The organism is Gilliamella sp. M0364 (assembly GCF_016100565.1).
Lineage (GTDB): Bacteria > Pseudomonadota > Gammaproteobacteria > Enterobacterales > Orbaceae > Gilliamella > Gilliamella apis.
Window position 1 is genome coordinate 19,819 of the sequence record NZ_JACFSF010000011.1, and the last position, 21,572, is coordinate 41,390.

Consider the following 21,572-nt stretch of genomic DNA (forward strand, 5'->3'; position numbering starts at 1 on the left):
AATTTTATTCATTAACATAATAATATTGCTACTGATATGACTATTCCCCACATTTATTCAATGCCTGAAAATTGACAGGTTTAGAACTCATTTTTTCAGTAATCTCAAGATAACATTTTCTGTCTTCAAGTTTATATAAAATATTATATGTTTTACCCAATTCAGCGGTAAATTGGTGATATTTTGTGGTACAAGAAACTTTATCATCTCGTGATTTGCCAATAACCGTAACAAGTTTATTGGCTGGAGATTTAGTTTCAATTGAGGGAACGTATTTAGGATAAATATTAAATGGTACAATTTTATGTGGGAATACATAGCCAAGACTTTGAAAATTAGCGCAGTTGCTAGTTTTACCATCATAAATGTTTAAAGAAAAATAGGTAGGATAATAAGTTTCAGTGGTGAATATCAGTTCTGGATCATGGAGATTTGCTTCATATAGATATTTTTGAACAGGTACTCGATGACAAGCGACACTCATCAATATCATTAACAACACTGTAATTTTTAGTTTCATTATTTTATTCGTTATTAGTCATTAAATATGTGATCTTTATTGATACTAAAATATATCTTAATTGAAATAAAACAAAGATAAAAATAATGGAAAAAATTAAATAAGAGTAATCATCTACTTAAATAATTGGCTACTTAAATAAGTAGCCAATTATTACCAGATATTATTTATTGTTGTTTAATTTTATCAATGATGTTAGTTGTGGAACAACCATCTTCAAAATTGAGGACTTTAACTATTCCCCCGGCCTCGATAACTTCTTTTCCACCTGCGATATCTTCAGGTTTATAATCACCACCTTTTACTAATACATCAGGTAAGATACTGGCAATTAATCGTTGTGGCGTCTCTTCCTCAAAAGGAACAACCCAATCAACAGAATCAAGCGCACCTAAAACAATCATTCTTTGCATTAATGGATTGATTGGGCGTGATGATCCTTTAAGCTGTTTTACCGAAGCATCGCTATTTACCGCCACAACCAAACGATCGCCAAGTTTACGGGCATTAGCAAGATAAGAGACATGCCCTGCATGTAAAATATCAAAACAGCCATTAGTCATGACAATTTTTTCACCGCGCAACCGAGCTTTGCGAATTTCTTCTTTTAATGTCTCTTCAGTCATCACGCCGAAACCATCATCAGTACGAGCTCGAATAGCGTTACTTAATTCAACTTGAGATACCGTAGATGTCCCTAACTTGCCAACCACAACACCTGCAGCTGCATTAGCTAAAAAACAGCTTTCTTCAAGAGATTGCCCTGCGGCTAATGAAGCAGCTAAGGTCGCTATCACCGTATCACCGGCGCCAGTAACATCAAATACTTCTTTGGCTTGCGTAGGTAGATGATAAACAGGCTTATCTAACTGTAATAACGTCATCCCTTTTTCGCTGCGAGTGACAAGTAAAGCTTTGAGATCGTACTGTTTAATTAGTTGATAGCCCTTTTCGATAATCTCTTGGTCTGTTTTACAAACACCGACAACCGCTTCAAATTCAGACATATTTGGCGTCAATAATGTTGCACCACGATAACGCTCAAAATCAGTACCTTTCGGATCAACCAATATTGGTACATTTCCTTTCTGAGCTTGTTTAATCATTGCTTGTACAGCGGTTAAGGCTCCTTTAGCATAATCAGATAACACTAATACTTTAGAGGTTGAAAGCGCACTTTCAATACGTTCTAAAATAGGTGTATGATCAACACTATTAAAACCCTCTTCAAAATCAATTCTAATGAGTTGTTGATTTCTAGATAAAACTCTTAATTTGGTAATTGTTGGATGAGTTGAGACTGATACAAAATCACAATGGACATTACGTTTAGTCAGTTGTTCATCAAGTACTTTGGCTGGCTCATCAATACCGGTAAAACCAATTAATCTTGTGCTACCGCCCAAAGAGGTTATATTCATAGCTACATTGGCTGCACCGCCAGCGCGTTCTTCTAGAGCATCAACTTTAACAATTGGCACTGGTGCTTCTGGTGATATACGGTTAGTACCTCCATACCAATAGCGATCTAACATTATATCGCCAACAACCAGAACATTTGCTTGAGTAAACTCAGGAAGTGAAGTTTTCATTATGGTCATATATCCTTTACTTGTTATTCAGTAAATCACTTATCAATTTATTATTAATCCCCAACAGATTCATCGTCTGGTTGGATTTTTTTTCTAGGTTGATAAAAACGGGCAAAAAATGTCCCTATTTCAAATAATAAACAGATAGGTACAGCTAATAAAATTTGAGAAAATACATCCGGTGGGGTTACAAACATCGCTACAGCAAACACACCGACAATAATATAAGGTCTTTTTTTACGTAAGTTTTTAGGAGTAGTAACGCCAGTCCAACAAAGCAAAATAATCGCCACAGGGACTTCAAATGCAAAACCAAATACAATAAATAGTGTCATGACAAAATCAAGATATTTTGTGATATCAGTATTTATCGCGACATCAACTGGTGCAGTATGAATAAAGAAATAAAATGCCAAAGGAAATACAGCAAAATACGCAAATGCAATACCAATATAAAAAAGTACTGTACTAGAAACAATTAATGGCATAATCAGCCGTTTTTCATGTTGATATAGTGCCGGAGCAATAAATCCCCAAACTTGATATAAAAGATAAGGAATAGAAATAAATATTGCAACAACAGCCGTCAGTTTAATTGGTGTAAAAAAAGGAGCCGCAATATCGGTCGCAATCATACTGCTACCTTTAGGTAATTGACTGATAAGCGGATTAGCAACAATATGATAGATATCATTTGAGAAATAAAGTAAACATGCTAAGACTAGTAATATACAAATGATACAGCGTAAAAGTCTTGTTCTGAGTTCGACCAGATGTCCAATAAGTGGTTGGGTTGCGTCTTCTGTCATAATTTATCTTTATCTGAAGGAATTGTTGTATCAATTGGACTGACTGAATTAATCTCGTTTTGCAGTGATTCAGTTACCCGTTTTAATTCATCAATTGATGCTTGCAGTTCTGGGGTAAGAGTGTTCAAACCACTTTGTTCGGCTTTTTTTAAGCTATCTTGTAATTCTTGCAGTTTGAGTTCTTTATTTAATTCTAACTGGACAGTTGCTGACATGCGACGGAGTACTTTAATCCATCCGGCAACAGTTTTAATCGCAATAGGCAAACGTTCCGGTCCTAATACAACCAGTCCAATAATTAATACTAATAGTAGCTGACCAAAGCTAATATCGAACACGGATTACTCTTTATCGGCGTGGTTATTAGCAGATGAGTCAAGATGTTCAACTTTTTGTGAATCATCTGTCTCTTTACTGTCATCATCGTCATTCATGGCTTTTTTAAAACCTTTAATTGAAGCCCCAAGATCAGAGCCCAATGAACGCAATTTTTTTGTTCCGAATAATAGTACGATAACAGCAACAAATATCAGTAGTTTGGGCAAACTAGGCATATGATAACTATCTCCAATAGCGTCAAGTAATCAAATTATACACGTAAAATGATGATATTCCCAAAAATAACTATCTCAATGTATAACCAGCATCACAATAGATAAAACACAAACCAGACTAAGAATGGCCAACGACCAACGATAGCGTTTTTTGCTTCGTTGTAATTCTTGATTAATCTGTTTTAATTGGTTATGCATCTGTTTAGTCATACGAGCCTGATCGCCTAATCTTACTGGCAGATCAACTAGGATATTTTTCCATTCGGGTAACGAAGTCCATACTTGCTTGAATAACGTTTTAGCACTGTACTTATCTTCATACCATTTTTCCAGAAATGGCTTAGCAGTTTGCCATAAGTCGAGTTCTGGGTATAGCTGACGTCCTAATCCTTCTATATAAAATAAGGTTTTTTCAAGTAATGTTAATTGCGGCTGAATATCCATTTCAAATTGACGAGCAACTTGAAATAAAGCTAATAAAATTTGTGAAAACGAAATTTCACCTAATGGTTTGGCAAATGCAGGTTCACACACACTACGCATAGCCATTTCTAATGCCGTTGCATCCGTTGTTTCTGGCACCCAACCAGAAGCAATATAAATTTGTGCAATCCGTCGATAATCTTGATTAAAAAAGGCGAGAAAATTTTCAGCCAAATAACGCTGATCATCTTCAGTTAATACACCAACAATTGCACAGTCTATACCAATATAACGAGGATTTTGTGGTTCAGAAATATCAACAAAGATATTACCTGGATGCATATCGGCATGGAAAAAATTATCCCTAAACACCTGCGTAAAAAAAGCTTGAACACCACGTTCGGCAAGCAATTTCATGTTGACATTATTTCGTTTAAGTTCATCAATATTAGCTATTGGCGTACCATAAATCCGTTCTTCTACTAAAATATTTGTTCGACAAAGATCTTGATAAACATAAGGAATATATAAAATATCACTATTAATGAAATTATCTCGTAAACGGGCAGTATTATAAGCTTCTTTTTGTAAATCCAGTTCTTTCAAAAGTGTATTTTCATAATCATTAACAATTTCAACCGCACGTAACTTTTCACCAAATTTAATCCGTTTAGTAAATTGATTAGCCGCCCAATACATCAAGCGAATATCAGATTTGATTATAGGTAAAATATTCGGACGTAAAACTTTAATCACAACTTGGGCTTGGCTGCTTTTTAAAGTTGCAGTATGCACCTGAGCAATGGAAGCTGAAGCTAATGGTTTTTCATCAAAATCAATAAAATAATGATCTATAGAACAGCCTAGAGCTGATTCAATAATTTGTCTGGCAATTAGTCCATCAAAAGGAGCTACTTGATCTTGCAGTTTGGCTAATGCATCAGCGAGATGTTTTGGTAATACATCTCGCCTTGTTGAAACCATTTGTCCAAATTTTATCCAAACCGGACCTAACTCTTGTAAAGCTAGACGCAATCTTTCACCAACATCTTGTTGTTTTGCTTTAGATCTAACCCAAAATAGACTAATCAACAACAATTTAAACCATGTTGAGGTTCGATGTTTTGGTAATAGTTCATCTAATCGATAAGCTCGAAATACCGTTAATATTTTATAAATTCGAAGAAATGTCATTCTTTTTTTATCACATTAAAATTTAAAACCAGTATGTAAAGCTACAATGCCACCTGTCATATTGTGATATTTCACATCGACAAATCCAGCATCCTCCATCATTTTTTTCAACGTTTTTTGATCTGGGTGCATTCTGATGGATTCAGCTAAATACCGGTAACTATCAGCATCATTAGCGACAATTTTGCCCATCAACGGTAACATAGTGAATGAGTATAGGTCATAAGCTTTATTTAAAATCTGGTATTGTGGTTTAGAAAACTCAAGTATTAATAAACGCCCACCAGGTTTTAACACTCTCCACATAGATTGCAATGCTTTTTGCTTATCGGTGACATTGCGTAAACCAAATGAGATAGTAATACAATCGAAATAGTTATCAGCAAATGGGAGTTCTTCTGCATTGGCTTGTACATATTCAATATTATTAAATAGACCTTTGTCTCGAAGCTTATCTCTACCTACTTTTAGCATAGATTCATTGATATCAGCTAATACAACTAAGCCATCATCACCGACAATTTGCGAGAATTTAGCCGTTAAATCACCAGTACCACCGGCAAGATCTAAAACTTTTTGACCTTTACGAACACTACTATACTCAATAGTGATTTTTTTCCAGATACGATGAATACCAAATGACATAAGATCATTCATAACATCATATTTATCAGCAACAGAATGAAAAACTTCTGCTACCCGTTTTACTTTATCTTGCTTTAAAACTTGAGTGTAACCAAAATCAATTTTATCTTGATTTTCATCATTTTGCTGTGAAGATGATTGAGACATAAAAATTCACCTATCATAAATAGTTAGCTTATTTTAGCATAAGCTAACCTAAATGTGATGGTCTAAATTAATAACGATTCAACCATTTGAGAAACGATTTCGAAATGTTGTAATGGTGTGGAGTTTGCTGGCAAATCATGTTCGTGAATGACTAAATCAAACTGATAACTATTTTTTAACCCATTCAATACTTCATTAGATTTAGCAAAAATTTGATTATAGTATTTAGCTAACGTATCAAAATCAATTGAGGTAAAGAGTAACTTATTAGCATTTTCAACAGCTTTGGACATACGTTCTACATGCAACATAGCTATTCTAAGATAATCATTTTCACTCAAATAACGTTTATTTTCTGTTGTAGATATTTCTCGTTGAATATAGTTAATATAACCATTTGAAACATATTGTGTGTTATAAATATTAGCTAATTGTACCGGCAATTCATTAAATTTATCATGCCCTATAATCGCTACTTTTTTAACAAAAAAAGGTTTCGCTGCGTTCGCAATATAAGACCAGTTTTGATAAGGATTTTCTCGAATTTGTGTCGCACTAATATTAACAAAATCACGATCAGCATCAACAATAACAACAGGGCAACCAAAATAGCGTTCATGCTGTTTGACATCTTGTGATTCGCTAGTAAATACCACAGTAGGTTCGATTTTATGTTCCAATAAAATACGTTTTATACTGTCACTCCAATCTTGCCAACCGTTGGGATAATAGTTAATACCCGCTTCATCAGAAATATGAATGTGAATATTATGTCTATCTTTAAAGGTTTCTTTTAACCATGAGAAGCGATCACTTACTTGAGGCTGTCTAGGTAGGCGGCTTTTTTCAAATAGTTGTTTATCACGTATTGCCTCACAACCCAACATGACGTGCAGTTCATCAACTTGTGTCAATGCTTTTTCAATAAGATAAATATGACCACTATGTAACGGATAAAACTTACCAAAAATTAAACCAACTCGATGTTTAGATGACATAATCATTACCAATCAATTTCAAAACTGGATACTAATGTACAGAAAAAACAACCATTTTCTAACCAATTGATGCTATTTAATATGATAAAATTACAAAAGTGTTAACTTCATCAATTAAATTCATCAATTGTTAGAATCACATCAATTAAGATTGATATTTTATAGCAGATAACACAATCCCTGTTGCTACAGAAATATTTAAAGCCGACATATTATCATTGCCTTGCAAATGGATAATACTATCAGCACAGTTAATTAATTTGTTATTAATTTGTTGAAATAGAACTAAGGCAACTTTCTTGGTAAATTTGAATTGTGATAACTCAGTGGATGAAATCGATTTTAATTGACATGGTAATAATGCAATAACTTGATAGCCATGTTGTTTTAACAAATCAATAGATGCTATAAAATCATCACTTTTAATGGATTCAACGGCTTCAATACCACCTTCAGCAACACGCATTGCGGCACCACTATCGAGTAAGTTAGTTTGCCGTAAAATTACGCCATTAACACCAAAAAAAGCTGCACTACGCATTAACCCACCTAAGTTATGCGGATTATTCACATCATCAACAGCAATAATGCAATCTTGAGCTTGATCATCATATTCATCTAAATAATCAAGCAAAGTGAGTGGTATACGTTTTTTAACAATTAAACAAACGCCACCATGATGTGGAGTTTGTGTGATTTTAGTAATTTGCTCTGTTGAGACAACATCATAACCAAGACGTTGTTTGACTAACCAATTAATTAATTCTTTAAATTGATAAGTCATTTCTTGAGTAATAAATAATTTAACAATAGCCAAACGTCGGTGCTTAAATACCGCTTTACAACTATTTTCGCTGTAAACTAATGTCTCTTCCTTTTTTTGACGATAGCCATCATAACCGAATGTTGGTACTTGTTCATTATTTCGAACTTTTTTCTGCCATGGGGAATCATATTCATCCGTTAAATCAAATTGTGCTTTAGCAGGTTTTACGGTTTTATTAAATTTTTTTGGTTTAAAGGTTTCGATCCGGTCATGTTTTGCTTTTGAATCAGAATGAAAACCTTCATTATTACGTTTATTTTTATAATCACCGCCACGTTCTTTGGCTGAACGGTTTTTCACTCTCGCTTCGCTATTTTTAGCATAAAAAATAGTGGGCTTACTTTTTTCACTAGTATCGTTCATATTATTCCCAATTAAAGACAATTATCGTGTACGAATGGTTGGTGCAACTTTATCTAATACACCATTAACAAATTTATGACTATCTTCTGCGCCAAAGGTTTTAGTAAGATCGATAGCTTCATTGATAACAACTTTATAAGGGACATCATGTCGCTTCATTAATTCATATAGAGCAATTCTTAATACGGCTAATTCAACTTGACCGAGTTCATCAACAGTTCTTTCTGTTAAATAAGGAGTCATTTTCTCATCTAATTCTGTGGTATTTTTGGCAACACCATGCAGTAATTCTCTAAAATATTTGGTGTCGACACCTTTCATATCTTGTTCAGCCATGAAGCTGCTCTCAACATCAGCAAGATCATTTCTAGAAATTTGCCAAGAGTAAATAGCTTGAACTGCACACTCTCTTGCTCGACGACGAGGATTAACTAACGCCACTAAATTACTCCTTAATTGTTTTAATCACATTTAACATTTCAAGTGCGGTTAGTGCCGCTTCTGCACCTTTATTGCCCGCTTTAGTTCCTGCTCGTTCTATGGCTTGTTCGATACTTTCAGTAGTTAAAATACCAAAACCAACTGGTATCGTAAAATCTAAACTAGCATTCAATAACCCTGAACTTGATTCGCCAGCAACAAAATCAAAATGAGCAGTACTACCACGGATAACCGTGCCCAATGCAACAATTGCATCATATTTTTTTGACTGTGCAGCAACTTTTGCTGCTAAAGGAATTTCATAAGCGCCTGGCACCCAAATAACGGTAATACTGTTATCGTCTACTTCACCGATACGAGTAAGTGCATCTATGGCACCATTAACTAAACTTTCATTAATAAATTGGTTAAAACGTGCCACAATAATCGCTACTTTGGCTTCAGGCGCAGCAACTTTACCTTTAATTGTTTGCATATTCATTCCTTACCGATTGATTCTGGATGCAATTTTATAATCTCTTTCAGAGATAAAAATCATTAGGTGATTATACCACAAATTAAAGGCTTATCCTATTAGCAAAAAGAGGATTTAATCTATTTAAGACAAGCTTTAATGAAAATAGTTATTAACTATTTATAGTATGAAAATAGTTAATTTATTAAAGGTCATTTTTGCATTTATTAATAATTATTTATTTGATAACTATTCTATTATGTACTTGTAATCAATTGAAATATTTTACCTATTATAAAAAATTTATTGTTATTGCTTGCAAGCTGTTATTAACGAATTACAATGGTTATGGAAAAGCTTTTTATTTAAAGAGGTATTATTAATGTACATTAACACCATTCGTGATGAATTAAATCAGGCAATTGACGTGTTGACCAATTTCGTTGCAAACGATGACAATCTAAAAAAAATCCAACAAGCAGCTATTTTAATTGCAGACTCATTTAAACAAGGTGGAAAAGTACTTTCATGCGGTAATGGCGGATCACATTGTGATGCAATGCATTTTGCTGAAGAACTAACTGGACGTTTTCGTGATAACCGCCCTTCATATCCAGCAATTGCTATATCTGATGTTAGTCACATCTCATGCGTGGGCAATGATTATGGTTTCGATTACATATTTTCTCGTTACATTGAAGGCGTTGGACAAAAAGGTGATGTATTATTAGGCATTTCAACTTCAGGAAATTCAGCTAATGTACTTAAAGCAATTGAAGCTGCTAAACAAAAAGGTATGAAAATTATCACACTGACAGGTAAAGATGGCGGGAAAATGAATGGATTAGCTGATGTTGATATTCGTGTGCCACATTTTGGCTATGCAGATCGTGTACAAGAAATCCATATCAAAGTAATTCATATTTTAATTCTACTTATTGAAAAAGAGATGGCTTAATATGTGCGAATTATTGGGTATGAGTGCCAATGTACCGACCGATATTTGTTTTAGTTTTACTAGCTTAATCAAACGTGGGGGCGATAAAGGTCCTCACAAAGATGGCTGGGGTATAACTTTCTATGAAGGTAAAGGATGTCGAACGTTTAAAGATCCTCAGCCATGTAGTTTTTCACCCATTGCTAAATTGGTTCAACAATACCCAATAAAATCAACTGCTGTTGTTGCTCATATCCGCCAAGCTAATCGCGGTGGTGTTGCACTAGAAAACACTCATCCTTTTACCCGAGAACTATGGGGTAAAAATTGGACTTTTGCACATAATGGGCAATTAACTGATTATGAAAAATTAGATACAGGAATATTTCAACCAGTTGGATTAACTGATAGTGAATATGCCTTTTGTTATTTAATAAATGAATTACATAAAAAATACCCACAGCAACCATCCAATAATATTGAGCTTTTTGAATATATTAGAGAGTGTGCAATTAAACTAACTCAATTAGGTATTTTCAATATGCTACTTTCTGATGGTGAGTATGTGTTTGCCTATTGTTCAACTAATCTACACTGGATCACCCGAAAAGCACCATTTGGAAAAGCCAAGTTGATTGACGAAGATGTTGAGATAGATTTTCAAAAACATACGACACCAAATGATGTAGTAACAATAATCTCAACTATGCCATTAACTTCGAACGAAGTATGGACTAAGTTAGCTAGTGGTGAAGCAATTTTATTTAAAAATGGCGAAATTAGCCAATCTTTCTCATCTTGACCTTAGTCATAGGTGGCTCATTTTTAAATAAATATTCTAAATATCCTAAAGTTAATAGACCGACTAACGTTAAGATTATCCATGGTAAATGCGGTAAACCGATTTGGAGGGCCAGATCATAAAGCCAGCCAGCACCGGTATAACCAATAAAACCACCTAATGCCAATCCCAACCGACTAAACCCCATATAGCTACCTTTAGCTTTAGGATTGGTTAAGACAGTTGCTAATGTTTCTCTAGCTGGTTCAGCAATAATAGCCCCAAAATAAAACAATGCTATAAGAGAGAGTAAAATAGATAATTGTGATGTAAAGCCAATAATAATAAAAGCAAACGACATCAAGAATAATCCAAATTTAAGACGTTGATCCAATCTGAAATATTTTTCACTTATTCGAGCAAGAGGATAAAGCAAACATAGTGATATTGTCGCTTGGATAGCATACATCCATTTTACATAACTAGGGCTACCCGATACGTTGGTAATGGTTAAAGGTAACATCAACATAATTTGTACCCACAGCACATAATAACCAGTTAAAGTAAGTACATAATGAGTAAATTTTCTATCTTTGAGAACCATCTTCATGCCGTTAATAATCGGTGCTTTACCAATTGCAATATGATAGGCCGGTAAATAGATCAGATTAAAAATACCACATAAAAAGAAGATAAAAGCGCCACACCAACAGACTAATTGAAAATCGTAATCGATTAAAATACCACCGATAAGAGCACCAATAACTGCGCCTGCATTGTCTTGTATCATTAGTAGAGAAATAAACTTGCCTCGTTCATGAGGACGAGTAAATTTGATAGTTAATCCCATTCTAGGGGGATCAAATAGCAAACCGCCCAATGCCGAAAGTAAACAAGATACTAATAATAACCAATGTTCTGTTGCTAGTGCCATTGAGATAAATCCAATTGACCGCAAAAACATACCGGTAATTATCATTGGTTTAGCGCCAAAGCGATCAGCGATTGCCCCACCAATCAAACCAAATCCTTGCTGAACAAATTGACGAAAACCTAAAGCAAAACCAACAAATAATGCACTCCAACCAACTTGACTAACAAAATGAGTAGAGACCAATGGAAAGACTACATAAAATCCCAACACAATAAACAAATTATCTAACAATAATATGTATCGACCTTTTTTGCGAACTTGTGAAGGAATTGGCATCTATTTTACTCTTTCGTTTAAATAACCTTGATAATCAGGAATTTCAATTCCCACTTCTTGAGTAAATATTGAGGATTGTATTAAAGCGTTCGCGGTGGCTTGATTAGTGGCAACAGGAATATTCCAAACTGTTGATAAGCGTAACAACGCTTTTACATCTGGATCATGCGGAACAGCATTAAGTGGATCCCAGAAAAATATCAGAATATCAATCTTACCTTCAGCAATTAAAGCACCGATTTGCTGATCGCCCCCCATAGGCCCACTGAGCATTGGTGTAATATCTAAACCGGTCTCTTTTTTTATTAATGTGCCTGTCGTACCTGTTCCACATAAATTATGATGAGAGAGCTCTTCGCGATTTTTTTTGCACCAATTCAATAATGCTTCTTTTAAGTGGTCATGTGCCACCAAAGCAATATTTTTTTTTGCAGGTAATTTTCGAGTAATATACTGCATTAAAATAGTCCTAATTGATTATTATTTTTTATTTTTATCAGACTATCTATTAAAGCGCAAGCGGTATTTAATGAAAAGATCACAACAAAAAAGGCACCTAAGTGCCTTTTATTTAATCTTAAGATAAAGATAATTAGAATTGATAAATTAATCCTAATGCTACAGTATCTTTAGCGGTTGCTTTGATTTGAGATTTAGTAAATGTACCATCTTCATATAAACTACGACGTGCACCAATATCATTTTTATCTAACAAGTTGATTTTGTAATCAACAATTGCTGATAAGTTTTTATTGAAGTCATAAGTTAAACCTACATCAACATATTTAGCTAAATCATTACCTTTAAGACCGCTATCATTAGTTAAACTAGATGCATCTTTAACTTTGTGTTGAATATAAGCAACAGATGGTGTTAAACGACCAATATCAAAATCAATACCGTATTGCGCAACTAATTCAAAACCTTTGGTTTTTAAATCATCAGCCTTACGGGTTGTTGAAGCATTGTCCCAACCGGCTTTTTGTTTACCTTGAATATAAAGTGCTGCTAAATAAAGATTGTCGTTGTCATATTTAACACCTGCTGACCATGCTTTAGCATCTTTATGACCACCTGTTTGTGCATAACCGGCACCGATTGATAAACCTGTATCTAATACATCCCAATCAATTACCGAACCCCAAGCTTCAGCGCTGTCATGAGCAGTACGTTCGTGATGATTTAGATATTGAGTTGAACTATTGTCCCCATTATCGGCATATTGAACTGCAAAACGTAGACCGTTAACTAAACCAAAGAAGTCTGAGTTACGATAAGTTGCTACTGCTTTGGTTCTTGCGGTTAATGCATAGATATCATTATTTGATGCATCGCCACCAAACTCAGGTAAAACGTCAGTATATGAAGTTAAGGTTTTTAATACACCGTCGTTACGGCCATAATCAAATGAACCAAAATCACCAAAGTTTAGACCTGCATAAGCATAACGAGTTTCGTTATCAGCATCAGATCCTGTTTTAGCTTCATATTCCCAGCGACCATAACCACTCAACCCATCAGTAATTTGTGTTTGTCCTGACATCCCTAAACGAGCAGTGGTTTTGTCACCTTCGCCAGTTTGATTATCACGATCAGTAATATAGTTCAAGGCATAAACTCGACCATAAAAGTCAACTTTATTACCATCTTTGTTCCACACTTCAATTGAAGCGCTTGCTGTACCTGCAACTAATAGAGCAGGAATAGCGATTGCTAATAGATTACGTTTCATTTAGTTACCCTCTTAGGTATTTTATTATTAAAGATACAAAATATTTTGTTCTTGATTTAATAAATAGCTGCTGTTAATTAGCAACTAAATTATTACTGGGATATCTATTATTATTGTTAAATACTAGATTTTTATTGCAAACATTATGGATTAATAACGTTTCTAAGATATTATTCTGCGAATTGAGATTATTTTATGACTTAAAATAATATTTTTTTAAGCATAAAATGTTTTTTTAGATAACATGACGTTCAATAGATGAAAAAAAAGGCACCTAAGTGCCTTTTTTAGATATTTAAGATATTAAGAGATTAGAATTGGTAAATTAAACCAACACCTAACACATCTTTAGTACCTGGTTTATTTAAGTGACGATCACGTTGGGTTTTAGTATTTAACGCTGCACCAATGTCTTTACGATCTAACAAGTTGAATTTATATTCAACAATTGCACTGAAGTTTTTATTAAGATCATAAGTTGCACCTAAAGATACATATTTAGCTAAAGGAGAATTTACTCCATGACTAGTATAACGAGTATTGTCATATACGAAATGTGCTGAATCATATTTAACTTTATGTTGAACATAAGCTAAAGATGGCGTTAAACGGCCAACTGGTAAATCAATACCATATTGAGCGACTAATTCAAAACCTCTAATTTTGGCATCAACATTTTTTTCATATAATACATCATCATCTTCGTCTATCCATCGACGAGTCACGCTATCTTTAAATTTAGATTGGAAATAAGTAGCACCTAAATATAAATTATAATTATCATATTTAAGACCAGTTGCCCAAGTACTTTGACGATTATGACTATTTGAAGTTTGAGCATAACCTGCACCAGCAGTTAAACCAGTGTCAAAAATGCGCCATTGAACATTTGCACCATAAGCTTCACGAGATTCACCTCTAATAGCATCTTCTCTGAATTTATTAGAGTTATCACCGTTATCAGCATATTGTAATGCAAAACTTAAATCATCAGTTAAACCGAAGAAGTTGTTGTTACGATAAGTAGCAACAGCTTTAGTACGAGCTGAAAGCACGTTCCAAGAATTATTTGCAGCTTCACCACCGAACTCTGGTAATACGTCAGTATAAGCAGTAATAGCTTTTAAAACACCGTCGTTACGACCATAGTCGAATGAACCTGCATCACCAAAGTTTAAACCAGCAAATGCATAACGAACTTCGTTGCTTGAATCTTTACCAGCTTTCGCTTCATATTCCCAACGACCATAACCAGTAATGCCGTCAGTGATTTGAGTTTGACCAGACATACCTAAACGAGCTGAAGTATCATCACCTTCATCTTCTTGACCACGGTCAGTAATATGGTTAGCTGCTTTTACTCGACCATAAAAGTCAACTTTATTACCGTCTTTGTTCCATACTTCGATAGAAGCATTTGCACCAGCTGCTACTAAAAGAGCAGGGATAGCGATTGCTAATAGATTACGTTTCATTTCTTACCCTCATGGTTATTTTTATAAAAAGACACGTCTTTGAGTTGTGTCAATTTTTACAATGATTATTCATCCAAAAATAATGTTTATAACTAACGTTTTTAACTATTATTTTCATCTTACTTTTTACAGTACTGTAAATTATGTATAAAAATTTATTAAAATCAAGTGAACTTTTCGTTAAACGTGATGTCTAAGCTTAAAATAGCGTCTGTTTGATTATTTTTTAATCATTTGTAAAGTTTTGTTAATGCAATATTTGCTATCAACTGACCAAAAGTCAGTTGATAATTTGTACAAATTTTAGAAATTTGCATTACGTGGAGTTCTTGGGAATGGGATCACATCACGAACATTCTGGACGCCAGTGACATAAACAATAAGACGCTCAAAACCTAATCCAAAACCTGAGTGAGGTACAGTGCCATAACGACGTAAATCACGGTACCACCAATAATCTTCTTTTTTAAGGCCTAGTTCATCCATCCGCTTATCTAACATATCTAAACGTTCTTCACGTTGTGAACCACCAATGATTTCACCAATCCCCGGCGCTAATACATCCATTGCTGCAACGGTTTTTCCATCATCATTCATACGCATATAAAACGCTTTGATATCTTTAGGATAGTTTTTAACAACGACTGGCGCTTTAAAATGCTGTTCAGCTAAATAACGTTCATGTTCAGACGCCAAATCAATACCCCAACTTACAGGATTTTCAAATTTAGCATCACAGTTTTGTAAGATAGTAATAGCATCAGTGTAGTCCACTTGGGCAAAATCAGCATTAATAAAGCTTTCAAGACGATTAATGGCATCTTTATCAATGTGCTGTGCGAAAAACTGCATGTCATCAGCTCGTTTTTCAAGCACTTTCTTAAAGACATATTTCAACATATCTTCAGCAAGTTTGGCATTATCGTTAAGATCAGCAAACGCCACTTCTGGCTCCATCATCCAAAATTCCGCTAAATGGCGTGTAGTATTTGAGTTTTCAGCTCTAAAAGTTGGACCAAAGGTATAGACTTTTGAAAGCGCACAAGCATAAGTTTCTGCATTAAGTTGCCCGGAAACAGTCAAAAATGCTTCCTTACCAAAAAAGTCTTTATCAAAATCAACCTTACCATTATCTGTTTTAGGCAGATTTAACATATCCAGTGTTGAAACTCGGAACATTTCACCGGCACCTTCAGTATCAGAGGCTGTAATAATTGGTGTTGAAAGCCAGAAAAAACCTCGTTCATCAAAAAATTGGTGAATAGCTTGCGCTAAGGTATGTCGTACACGAGTAATCGCACCAACAATATTGGTTCTTGCGCGTAAATGAGCTACTTCACGCAGATATTCTATTGAGTGACGTTTAGCTGCCATTGGATAAGTTTCAGGATCATCAACAAAACCATAAACTTCAACTTGCGTTGCTTGTAATTCATATTTTTGGCCTTGACCTGGAGATTCAACAACTTTACCAGTCACTTTTACTGAACAGCCAGCAGTTAAACGCAAAATATCTTGTTCATAATTTGGTAAGTCTTTTTCAATTACCGCTTGAATTGGATCAAAACAAGAACCATCATACACAGCTAAAAATGAGATACCGGCTTTAGAATCACGGCGAGTTCTTACCCAACCTTGAACTGAAATGGTGCTACCAACAGCAATTTTACCTTGTAGCACGTCAACAATAGGAGCAACAGAATTCATTTTAATTATCCATCTCTATTTATTATTTATACAGTAAGTAATATTAAAAGTAATATATAAGCTGAATCTTAATATCCATTTAAGTATTATCAAAAATTGATAATACAGATTATTTATAAGACTATATCACTTTGTTTAATTATTAATATTAATCATCAATATGATTATTAATGATTGACTTTAAACGTTCTTTTTAATTCGTCAATAAAAGCCAAATCTTGCGAAATTGTTTTGCCCGGACTATCAGATAATTTAGCTACAGCTTGATTATTGCATTCCGTTAGTTTTAATACAATGTTTAACGATTTGGTATTTACTTCTATAGACGGAATATCACAAGCAAGAAAACCACCGATACCAAAAGATAATTTCACCCGATGATTAAAGTGTCGATAAATTTTCAGCGCTTTATCAAAGTTTAGACTATCAGAGAACACCAGTAATTTTGTTTTAGGATCAATTCCTAATTGCTGATAATGGCTAATCGCTTTTTCACCCCATTCAATCGGATCGCCCGAATCATGACGTAGACCTTGATAATGAGACGCGAAATAATAGTCAAAATCACGTAAAAAAGCATCCATAGTAATACAATCTGTTAACGCAACACCCAAATCATCTGGATATTCATCTAACCAAACTTGTAATGCCGTTTTTTGGCAATCATGCAAGTTAGGGCTTAAACGTTGATGGGCTTGGAACCATTCATGGGCTTGAGTGCCAACTGGGGTTAACCCTAAACGATATGCCAATAAATAATTACTAGTACTATGAAAATTGGCAAAATGATTTTGTAAATAACTCACTACCGCTTCTTGTACTGCAAAAGAGTAGCGTCGTCGTGTGCCAAAATCCAGCAAATTAAAACCAGACATATCAAGATCACTAGTTTGCTCATCAAATCTGGCTAATTTATCTTTAAGTCTTGCTAATGCTTGTTCAACGCCGATATTTGGCGAACGATCTTTATGAACAATTTCACTAATAACCGCCAGCAATGGCACTTCCCACAAAATAACATCAACCCATTTGCCTTCAATTTGAATCACCAGCAAACCATCTTCGTTTTTAATCGTTAATAACTGACTATTAAAACGCCAGTTTTTTAACCAGTTTAAATAATCAGATTTAAAAAAGGTAATACCAGATAAATAGGCAAACTCATCATCGGTAAGTGTTAAAGACTCCATTAATTTAACTTGATGGGCGATTTGATCGGCATATTGACCAAGTAGATCATCACTACGACAGCGAAACTGTGCAACGACAGTCGCTTCAGGATAATGATGAAAAACGGCCTGCTGCATATGCAACTTATAAGCATCAGTATCTAATATTGATGTAATTATTGCGGGTAACATGTCTATCTATTATCAGTTCTTTAAAGAAAATTCCGATGATTATAGCAGAATAATAATTAAGATATAAATTAATTATCTAATAAGATTATTTTTAATAGGCTATAATATTTCATATAGAGATTTTGGTAAAATTAATCGAAATTCATTCCAAAATGATAAACAAATATAATTCATTCTATTTTAAAAGAATAATCATAGACACTAATGGGTATTAACCCCGTTTTGATTAATTCGAATACATAATTAGCACATCACTTACAAAGGTATATAAACATGAGTACAACGACAACTGATATACAACCGACTGCTAAATATCGTCATGACTATAAAACACCGGACTTTACTATTACTGACATCGATCTTGATTTCGATTTAGCGGCAGAAACAACGACAGTTATCGCCCGTAGTCATATCATCAAAAAAAATTCTCAAGCCAACGATTTAGTATTAGATGGCGAAGAACTTAAATTGGTTTCAATAAATATTGATGAACAACCATGGTCTGATTATCAAATCACTAAAACGGGATTAACAATTAAAAATGTCCCTTCCGAATTTACCTTAACTATCGTTAATCAAATTAAGCCTATCGATAATACAGCACTTGAAGGACTATATGTTTCTGGTGATGCACTATGCACGCAATGTGAAGCAGAAGGTTTCCGCCATATTACTTACTACCTTGATAGACCTGATGTTCTAGCACGATTTTCAACTAGAATTACCGCTAATAAACAACAATATCCTTACTTATTATCTAATGGTAATCGCATTGCACAAGGAGAACTTTCCGACGGTAGACATTGGGTGCAATGGCAAGATCCATTTCCTAAACCGGCCTATTTATTCGCATTAGTAGCTGGTGATTTTGATATTTTAAAGGATCAGTTTATCACTCGTTCTAATCGAAAAATTGATTTAGAAATTTATGTCGATAAAGGCAATTTAGATCGTTCACAATGGGCAATGACCAGTTTAAAAAATGCCATGCGCTGGGATGAAATCCGTTTTGATTTAGAATATGATTTAGATATCTTTATGATTGTAGCCGTTGATTTTTTCAACATGGGAGCAATGGAAAATAAAGGCCTTAACATTTTCAATTCTAAATATGTCCTTGCTAAACCCGAGACCGCGACCGATGATGATTATATCGGGATTGAATCAGTAATTGGTCACGAATATTTTCATAATTGGACCGGTAATCGAGTCACTTGTCGTGATTGGTTTCAACTTAGCCTAAAAGAAGGATTAACAGTATTTAGAGATCAAGAATTTACTTCTGACCAAGGACTTAGAGCAGTTAAACGGATTGCCGATGTCAAACTATTGCGCACCGTACAATTTGCTGAAGATGCAAGCCCAATGTCTCATCCTATTCGTCCCGAACAAGTAATTGAAATGAATAATTTTTATACTGTTACCGTATACGAAAAAGGTGCAGAAGTGATTCGTATGATGCATACATTATTAGGTGAAGATAACTTCCAGGCTGGTATGAAACTTTATTTCCAACGCCATGATGGTAGTGCAGCAACTTGTGATGACTTTGTTGCAGCTATGCAAGATGCATCAGGAATTGATTTAACTCAGTTTAAATTATGGTACAGTCAATCAGGTACACCAGTATTAACAGTAACTGACAGTTATAATCCACAAAATCAACAATATACCTTAACTGTTGAGCAACATACGCCGGCAACGCAAGATCAAAGTCAAAAACAGGCACTACATATTCCATTAGATATCGAACTTTATCAGCAAAATGGTGATGTGATTGCATTGCAATATCAAAATAAACCTATTCATCATGTACTAAATGTAACCCAAGCCAAACAAGAATTTGTTTTTGATCATGTTTCAGAAAAACCAATTGTTTCACTATTAAGAGATTTTTCAGCACCGGTAAAACTCAATTACAATTATCAAGATCACGATCTTATATTCTTAATGCAACATGCCAGCAATGCTTTTAGTCGTTACGATGCTGCGCAAATGTTATTAGCCAAATATGTGCATATGAATGTAAATAATTATCATCAGAATTTATTAATGACGATTCCTGAGTCAGTATTAGATGCTTTTAGAGGAATATTACTATCAGATACTGCTGAACCGGCACTTATCGCACAAATACTGACTTTACCTTCGGAAAATGAATTGGCAAATCTATTTGATATCGTTGATCCGATAGCGATTTATCAAGTTCGCCAATTCTTATTAGGTGTCTTTGCTAATGAACTCTATGATGAACTAACCGCGGTTTATCATCATAATCAAACTGCACAATATCAGATTGAACATGCAGATATTGGCAAACGCATGCTGAAAAACTGCTGTTTATCATTGTTAGCTTATGCTGACGATAAATCGCTAGCAAATACTTTAGTTGAACAACAATATCAACAAGCCAATAATATGACAGATTCATTAGCGGCGCTTACCACAGCAGTAAAAGCGCAATTAACATGTCGACATACATTACTCTCCGATTTCGATGATAAATGGTATCAAGATGGTTTAGTAATGGATAAGTGGTTGGCTTTAAATGCGACAAGTCCAGAGCAAAATGTATTATCAACAGTGAAAAAACTGCTTAATCATCGCTCTTTTTCACTCAATAATCCAAATCGAATAAGAAGTCTAATTGGTGCTTTTGTTAACAATAATCCTGTTGCTTTTCATGCTGAAGATGGCAGTGGTTACCATTTCTTAGTTGAAATATTAATGGAACTAAACCAGAAAAACCCACAAGTGGCATCAAGACTTATTGATCCACTTATTCGATTAAAACGTTATGATGAAAATCGTCAGAAAAAAATGACAGCTGCTTTAGAAAGCTTATTAAAACTAGATAACTTATCTAAAGATCTATATGAAAAAATCACTAAAGCGTTAGCTGCATAATAAATTAACAACATTAAAAGGAGCAAAATCCCATCTTGCTATTGGTCAATAAGATTCAGTTAAGGTGGGATTTTTAATTAAACAACAGCAAATTTGCTACCCAAAACCCCGTTCCTCAAAATTTTTGCCGAAATTAAAATGAGTTTGAAAAATGACAATGATAAAAGAAATTAGCCCATTACAACTAAAACAAAAAATTGAGAGTAAAGCACCACTCTATTTACTTGATGTCCGAGAAGCTAATGAAGTCGCCATTTGTATGCTTGACGGCGCCAATCATATTCCAATGAATTTAATACCGCTTTATTTAGATAAAATTCCTGACGGAGTAGATATTGTGATTTATTGCCATCATGGTGTAAGAAGCCTCAATGTGGCTAACTATCTGGTCGAAAATGGTTTTGATAGTGATTTTCTATATAATTTAACTGGTGGCATTGACGCATGGGCACAACGCATTGATACCAGTATGCCTAAATATTAAATAGCCCGTATT

20 protein-coding genes and 1 pseudogene are annotated in these 21,572 nt (G+C 34.4%); 4 read left to right on the forward strand and 17 right to left on the reverse strand.

Features of this window, described 5'->3' with window-relative positions; translation table 11 throughout:
• Positions 1 to 40: 40 nt before the first annotated feature.
• The 11 genes and pseudogenes from H3U96_RS10235 to ribE all read right to left on the reverse strand — a co-directional run bounded on the left by H3U96_RS10235 (position 41) and on the right by ribE (position 8,987).
• Positions 41 to 520 carry a hypothetical protein gene (locus H3U96_RS10235; protein WP_034901300.1) on the reverse strand — a complete coding sequence of 160 codons (480 nt, stop codon included), beginning with the start codon at positions 518 to 520 and terminating at the stop codon, positions 41 to 43.
• A gap of 167 nt (positions 521 to 687) precedes the next feature.
• The gene (gene hldE, locus H3U96_RS10240; RefSeq protein ID WP_086356711.1) at positions 688 to 2,112 is read right to left on the reverse strand and encodes a bifunctional D-glycero-beta-D-manno-heptose-7-phosphate kinase/D-glycero-beta-D-manno-heptose 1-phosphate adenylyltransferase HldE; all 1,425 of its coding nucleotides are present in this window, start codon (positions 2,110 to 2,112) and stop codon (positions 688 to 690) included.
• Positions 2,113 to 2,165: 53 nt separating this feature from the next.
• Positions 2,166 to 2,921, reverse strand: a complete 756-nt coding sequence (tatC, locus tag H3U96_RS10245) for a twin-arginine translocase subunit TatC (RefSeq protein WP_034901296.1) — start codon at positions 2,919 to 2,921, stop codon at positions 2,166 to 2,168.
• A gap of 59 nt (positions 2,922 to 2,980) precedes the next feature.
• Positions 2,981 to 3,259: pseudogene (tatB, locus tag H3U96_RS10250) on the reverse strand (Sec-independent protein translocase protein TatB); the annotation flags it as partial.
• Between the two features lie 3 nt (positions 3,260 to 3,262).
• The gene (gene tatA / locus H3U96_RS10255; protein WP_034901295.1) at positions 3,263 to 3,475 is read right to left on the reverse strand and encodes a twin-arginine translocase TatA/TatE family subunit; all 213 of its coding nucleotides are present in this window, start codon (positions 3,473 to 3,475) and stop codon (positions 3,263 to 3,265) included.
• 75 nt (positions 3,476 to 3,550) lie between these two features.
• Positions 3,551 to 5,092 (reverse strand): ubiquinone biosynthesis regulatory protein kinase UbiB, encoded by a 1,542-nt coding sequence (ubiB, locus tag H3U96_RS10260; protein WP_198196526.1) that lies wholly within the window; start codon positions 5,090 to 5,092, stop codon positions 3,551 to 3,553.
• Positions 5,093 to 5,107: 15 nt separating this feature from the next.
• Positions 5,108 to 5,884: a bifunctional demethylmenaquinone methyltransferase/2-methoxy-6-polyprenyl-1,4-benzoquinol methylase UbiE gene (gene ubiE / locus H3U96_RS10265; RefSeq protein WP_034901293.1), complete on the reverse strand. Its 777-nt coding sequence runs from the start codon at positions 5,882 to 5,884 to the stop codon at positions 5,108 to 5,110.
• Positions 5,885 to 5,946: 62 nt separating this feature from the next.
• Positions 5,947 to 6,882: a multifunctional transcriptional regulator/nicotinamide-nucleotide adenylyltransferase/ribosylnicotinamide kinase NadR gene (nadR, locus tag H3U96_RS10270; RefSeq protein ID WP_165755057.1), complete on the reverse strand. Its 936-nt coding sequence runs from the start codon at positions 6,880 to 6,882 to the stop codon at positions 5,947 to 5,949.
• Positions 6,883 to 7,027: 145 nt separating this feature from the next.
• Complete coding sequence (locus H3U96_RS10275; RefSeq protein ID WP_086360281.1) at positions 7,028 to 8,071, reverse strand: TrmH family RNA methyltransferase; 1,044 nt, start codon at positions 8,069 to 8,071, stop codon at positions 7,028 to 7,030.
• A 21-nt stretch (positions 8,072 to 8,092) separates the two neighbouring features.
• The gene (gene nusB / locus H3U96_RS10280) at positions 8,093 to 8,512 is read right to left on the reverse strand and encodes a transcription antitermination factor NusB (protein WP_034901291.1); all 420 of its coding nucleotides are present in this window, start codon (positions 8,510 to 8,512) and stop codon (positions 8,093 to 8,095) included.
• 4 nt (positions 8,513 to 8,516) lie between these two features.
• Positions 8,517 to 8,987, reverse strand: a complete 471-nt coding sequence (gene ribE, locus H3U96_RS10285) for a 6,7-dimethyl-8-ribityllumazine synthase (protein WP_034901289.1) — start codon at positions 8,985 to 8,987, stop codon at positions 8,517 to 8,519.
• Positions 8,988 to 9,348: 361 nt separating this feature from the next.
• On the opposite strand from ribE, the gene lpcA reads away from it, so the two are divergent.
• Together lpcA and H3U96_RS10295 are read left to right on the forward strand one after the other, a co-directional pair.
• A complete protein-coding gene (gene lpcA / locus H3U96_RS10290; protein ID WP_086360280.1) occupies positions 9,349 to 9,924 on the forward strand; it encodes a D-sedoheptulose 7-phosphate isomerase in 576 nt (191 codons plus the stop codon).
• Position 9,925: 1 nt separating this feature from the next.
• Positions 9,926 to 10,705, forward strand: a complete 780-nt coding sequence (locus tag H3U96_RS10295) for a class II glutamine amidotransferase (RefSeq protein WP_065577535.1) — start codon at positions 9,926 to 9,928, stop codon at positions 10,703 to 10,705.
• Here the strand turns inward: H3U96_RS10295 and mdtH are convergent.
• From mdtH to pncB, 6 genes are all read right to left on the reverse strand, one after another.
• Positions 10,683 to 11,894 (reverse strand): multidrug efflux MFS transporter MdtH, encoded by a 1,212-nt coding sequence (mdtH, locus tag H3U96_RS10300; RefSeq protein WP_065613980.1) that lies wholly within the window; start codon positions 11,892 to 11,894, stop codon positions 10,683 to 10,685. The genes H3U96_RS10295 and mdtH overlap by 23 nt on opposite strands.
• Positions 11,895 to 12,353: a methylglyoxal synthase gene (locus H3U96_RS10305; protein ID WP_086360279.1), complete on the reverse strand. Its 459-nt coding sequence runs from the start codon at positions 12,351 to 12,353 to the stop codon at positions 11,895 to 11,897.
• Between the two features lie 133 nt (positions 12,354 to 12,486).
• Complete coding sequence (locus H3U96_RS10310; protein ID WP_034901280.1) at positions 12,487 to 13,626, reverse strand: porin; 1,140 nt, start codon at positions 13,624 to 13,626, stop codon at positions 12,487 to 12,489.
• A gap of 311 nt (positions 13,627 to 13,937) precedes the next feature.
• Positions 13,938 to 15,101, reverse strand: a complete 1,164-nt coding sequence (locus H3U96_RS10315) for a porin (RefSeq protein WP_086360278.1) — start codon at positions 15,099 to 15,101, stop codon at positions 13,938 to 13,940.
• Between the two features lie 303 nt (positions 15,102 to 15,404).
• Positions 15,405 to 16,808 (reverse strand): asparagine--tRNA ligase, encoded by a 1,404-nt coding sequence (asnS, locus tag H3U96_RS10320; protein ID WP_065651451.1) that lies wholly within the window; start codon positions 16,806 to 16,808, stop codon positions 15,405 to 15,407.
• Positions 16,809 to 16,975: 167 nt separating this feature from the next.
• Positions 16,976 to 18,169, reverse strand: a complete 1,194-nt coding sequence (gene pncB, locus H3U96_RS10325; protein ID WP_065577540.1) for a nicotinate phosphoribosyltransferase — start codon at positions 18,167 to 18,169, stop codon at positions 16,976 to 16,978.
• A 273-nt stretch (positions 18,170 to 18,442) separates the two neighbouring features.
• Between pncB and pepN the strand changes: the two genes are divergently transcribed.
• Both pepN and H3U96_RS10335 read left to right on the forward strand, forming a co-directional pair.
• Positions 18,443 to 21,076, forward strand: coding sequence for an aminopeptidase N (gene pepN, locus H3U96_RS10330; RefSeq protein ID WP_086360277.1), 2,634 nt, complete (start codon positions 18,443 to 18,445; stop codon positions 21,074 to 21,076).
• Between the two features lie 151 nt (positions 21,077 to 21,227).
• Complete coding sequence (locus H3U96_RS10335; RefSeq protein WP_086360276.1) at positions 21,228 to 21,560, forward strand: rhodanese-like domain-containing protein; 333 nt, start codon at positions 21,228 to 21,230, stop codon at positions 21,558 to 21,560.
• The last annotated feature ends 12 nt before the right edge of the window (positions 21,561 to 21,572 follow it).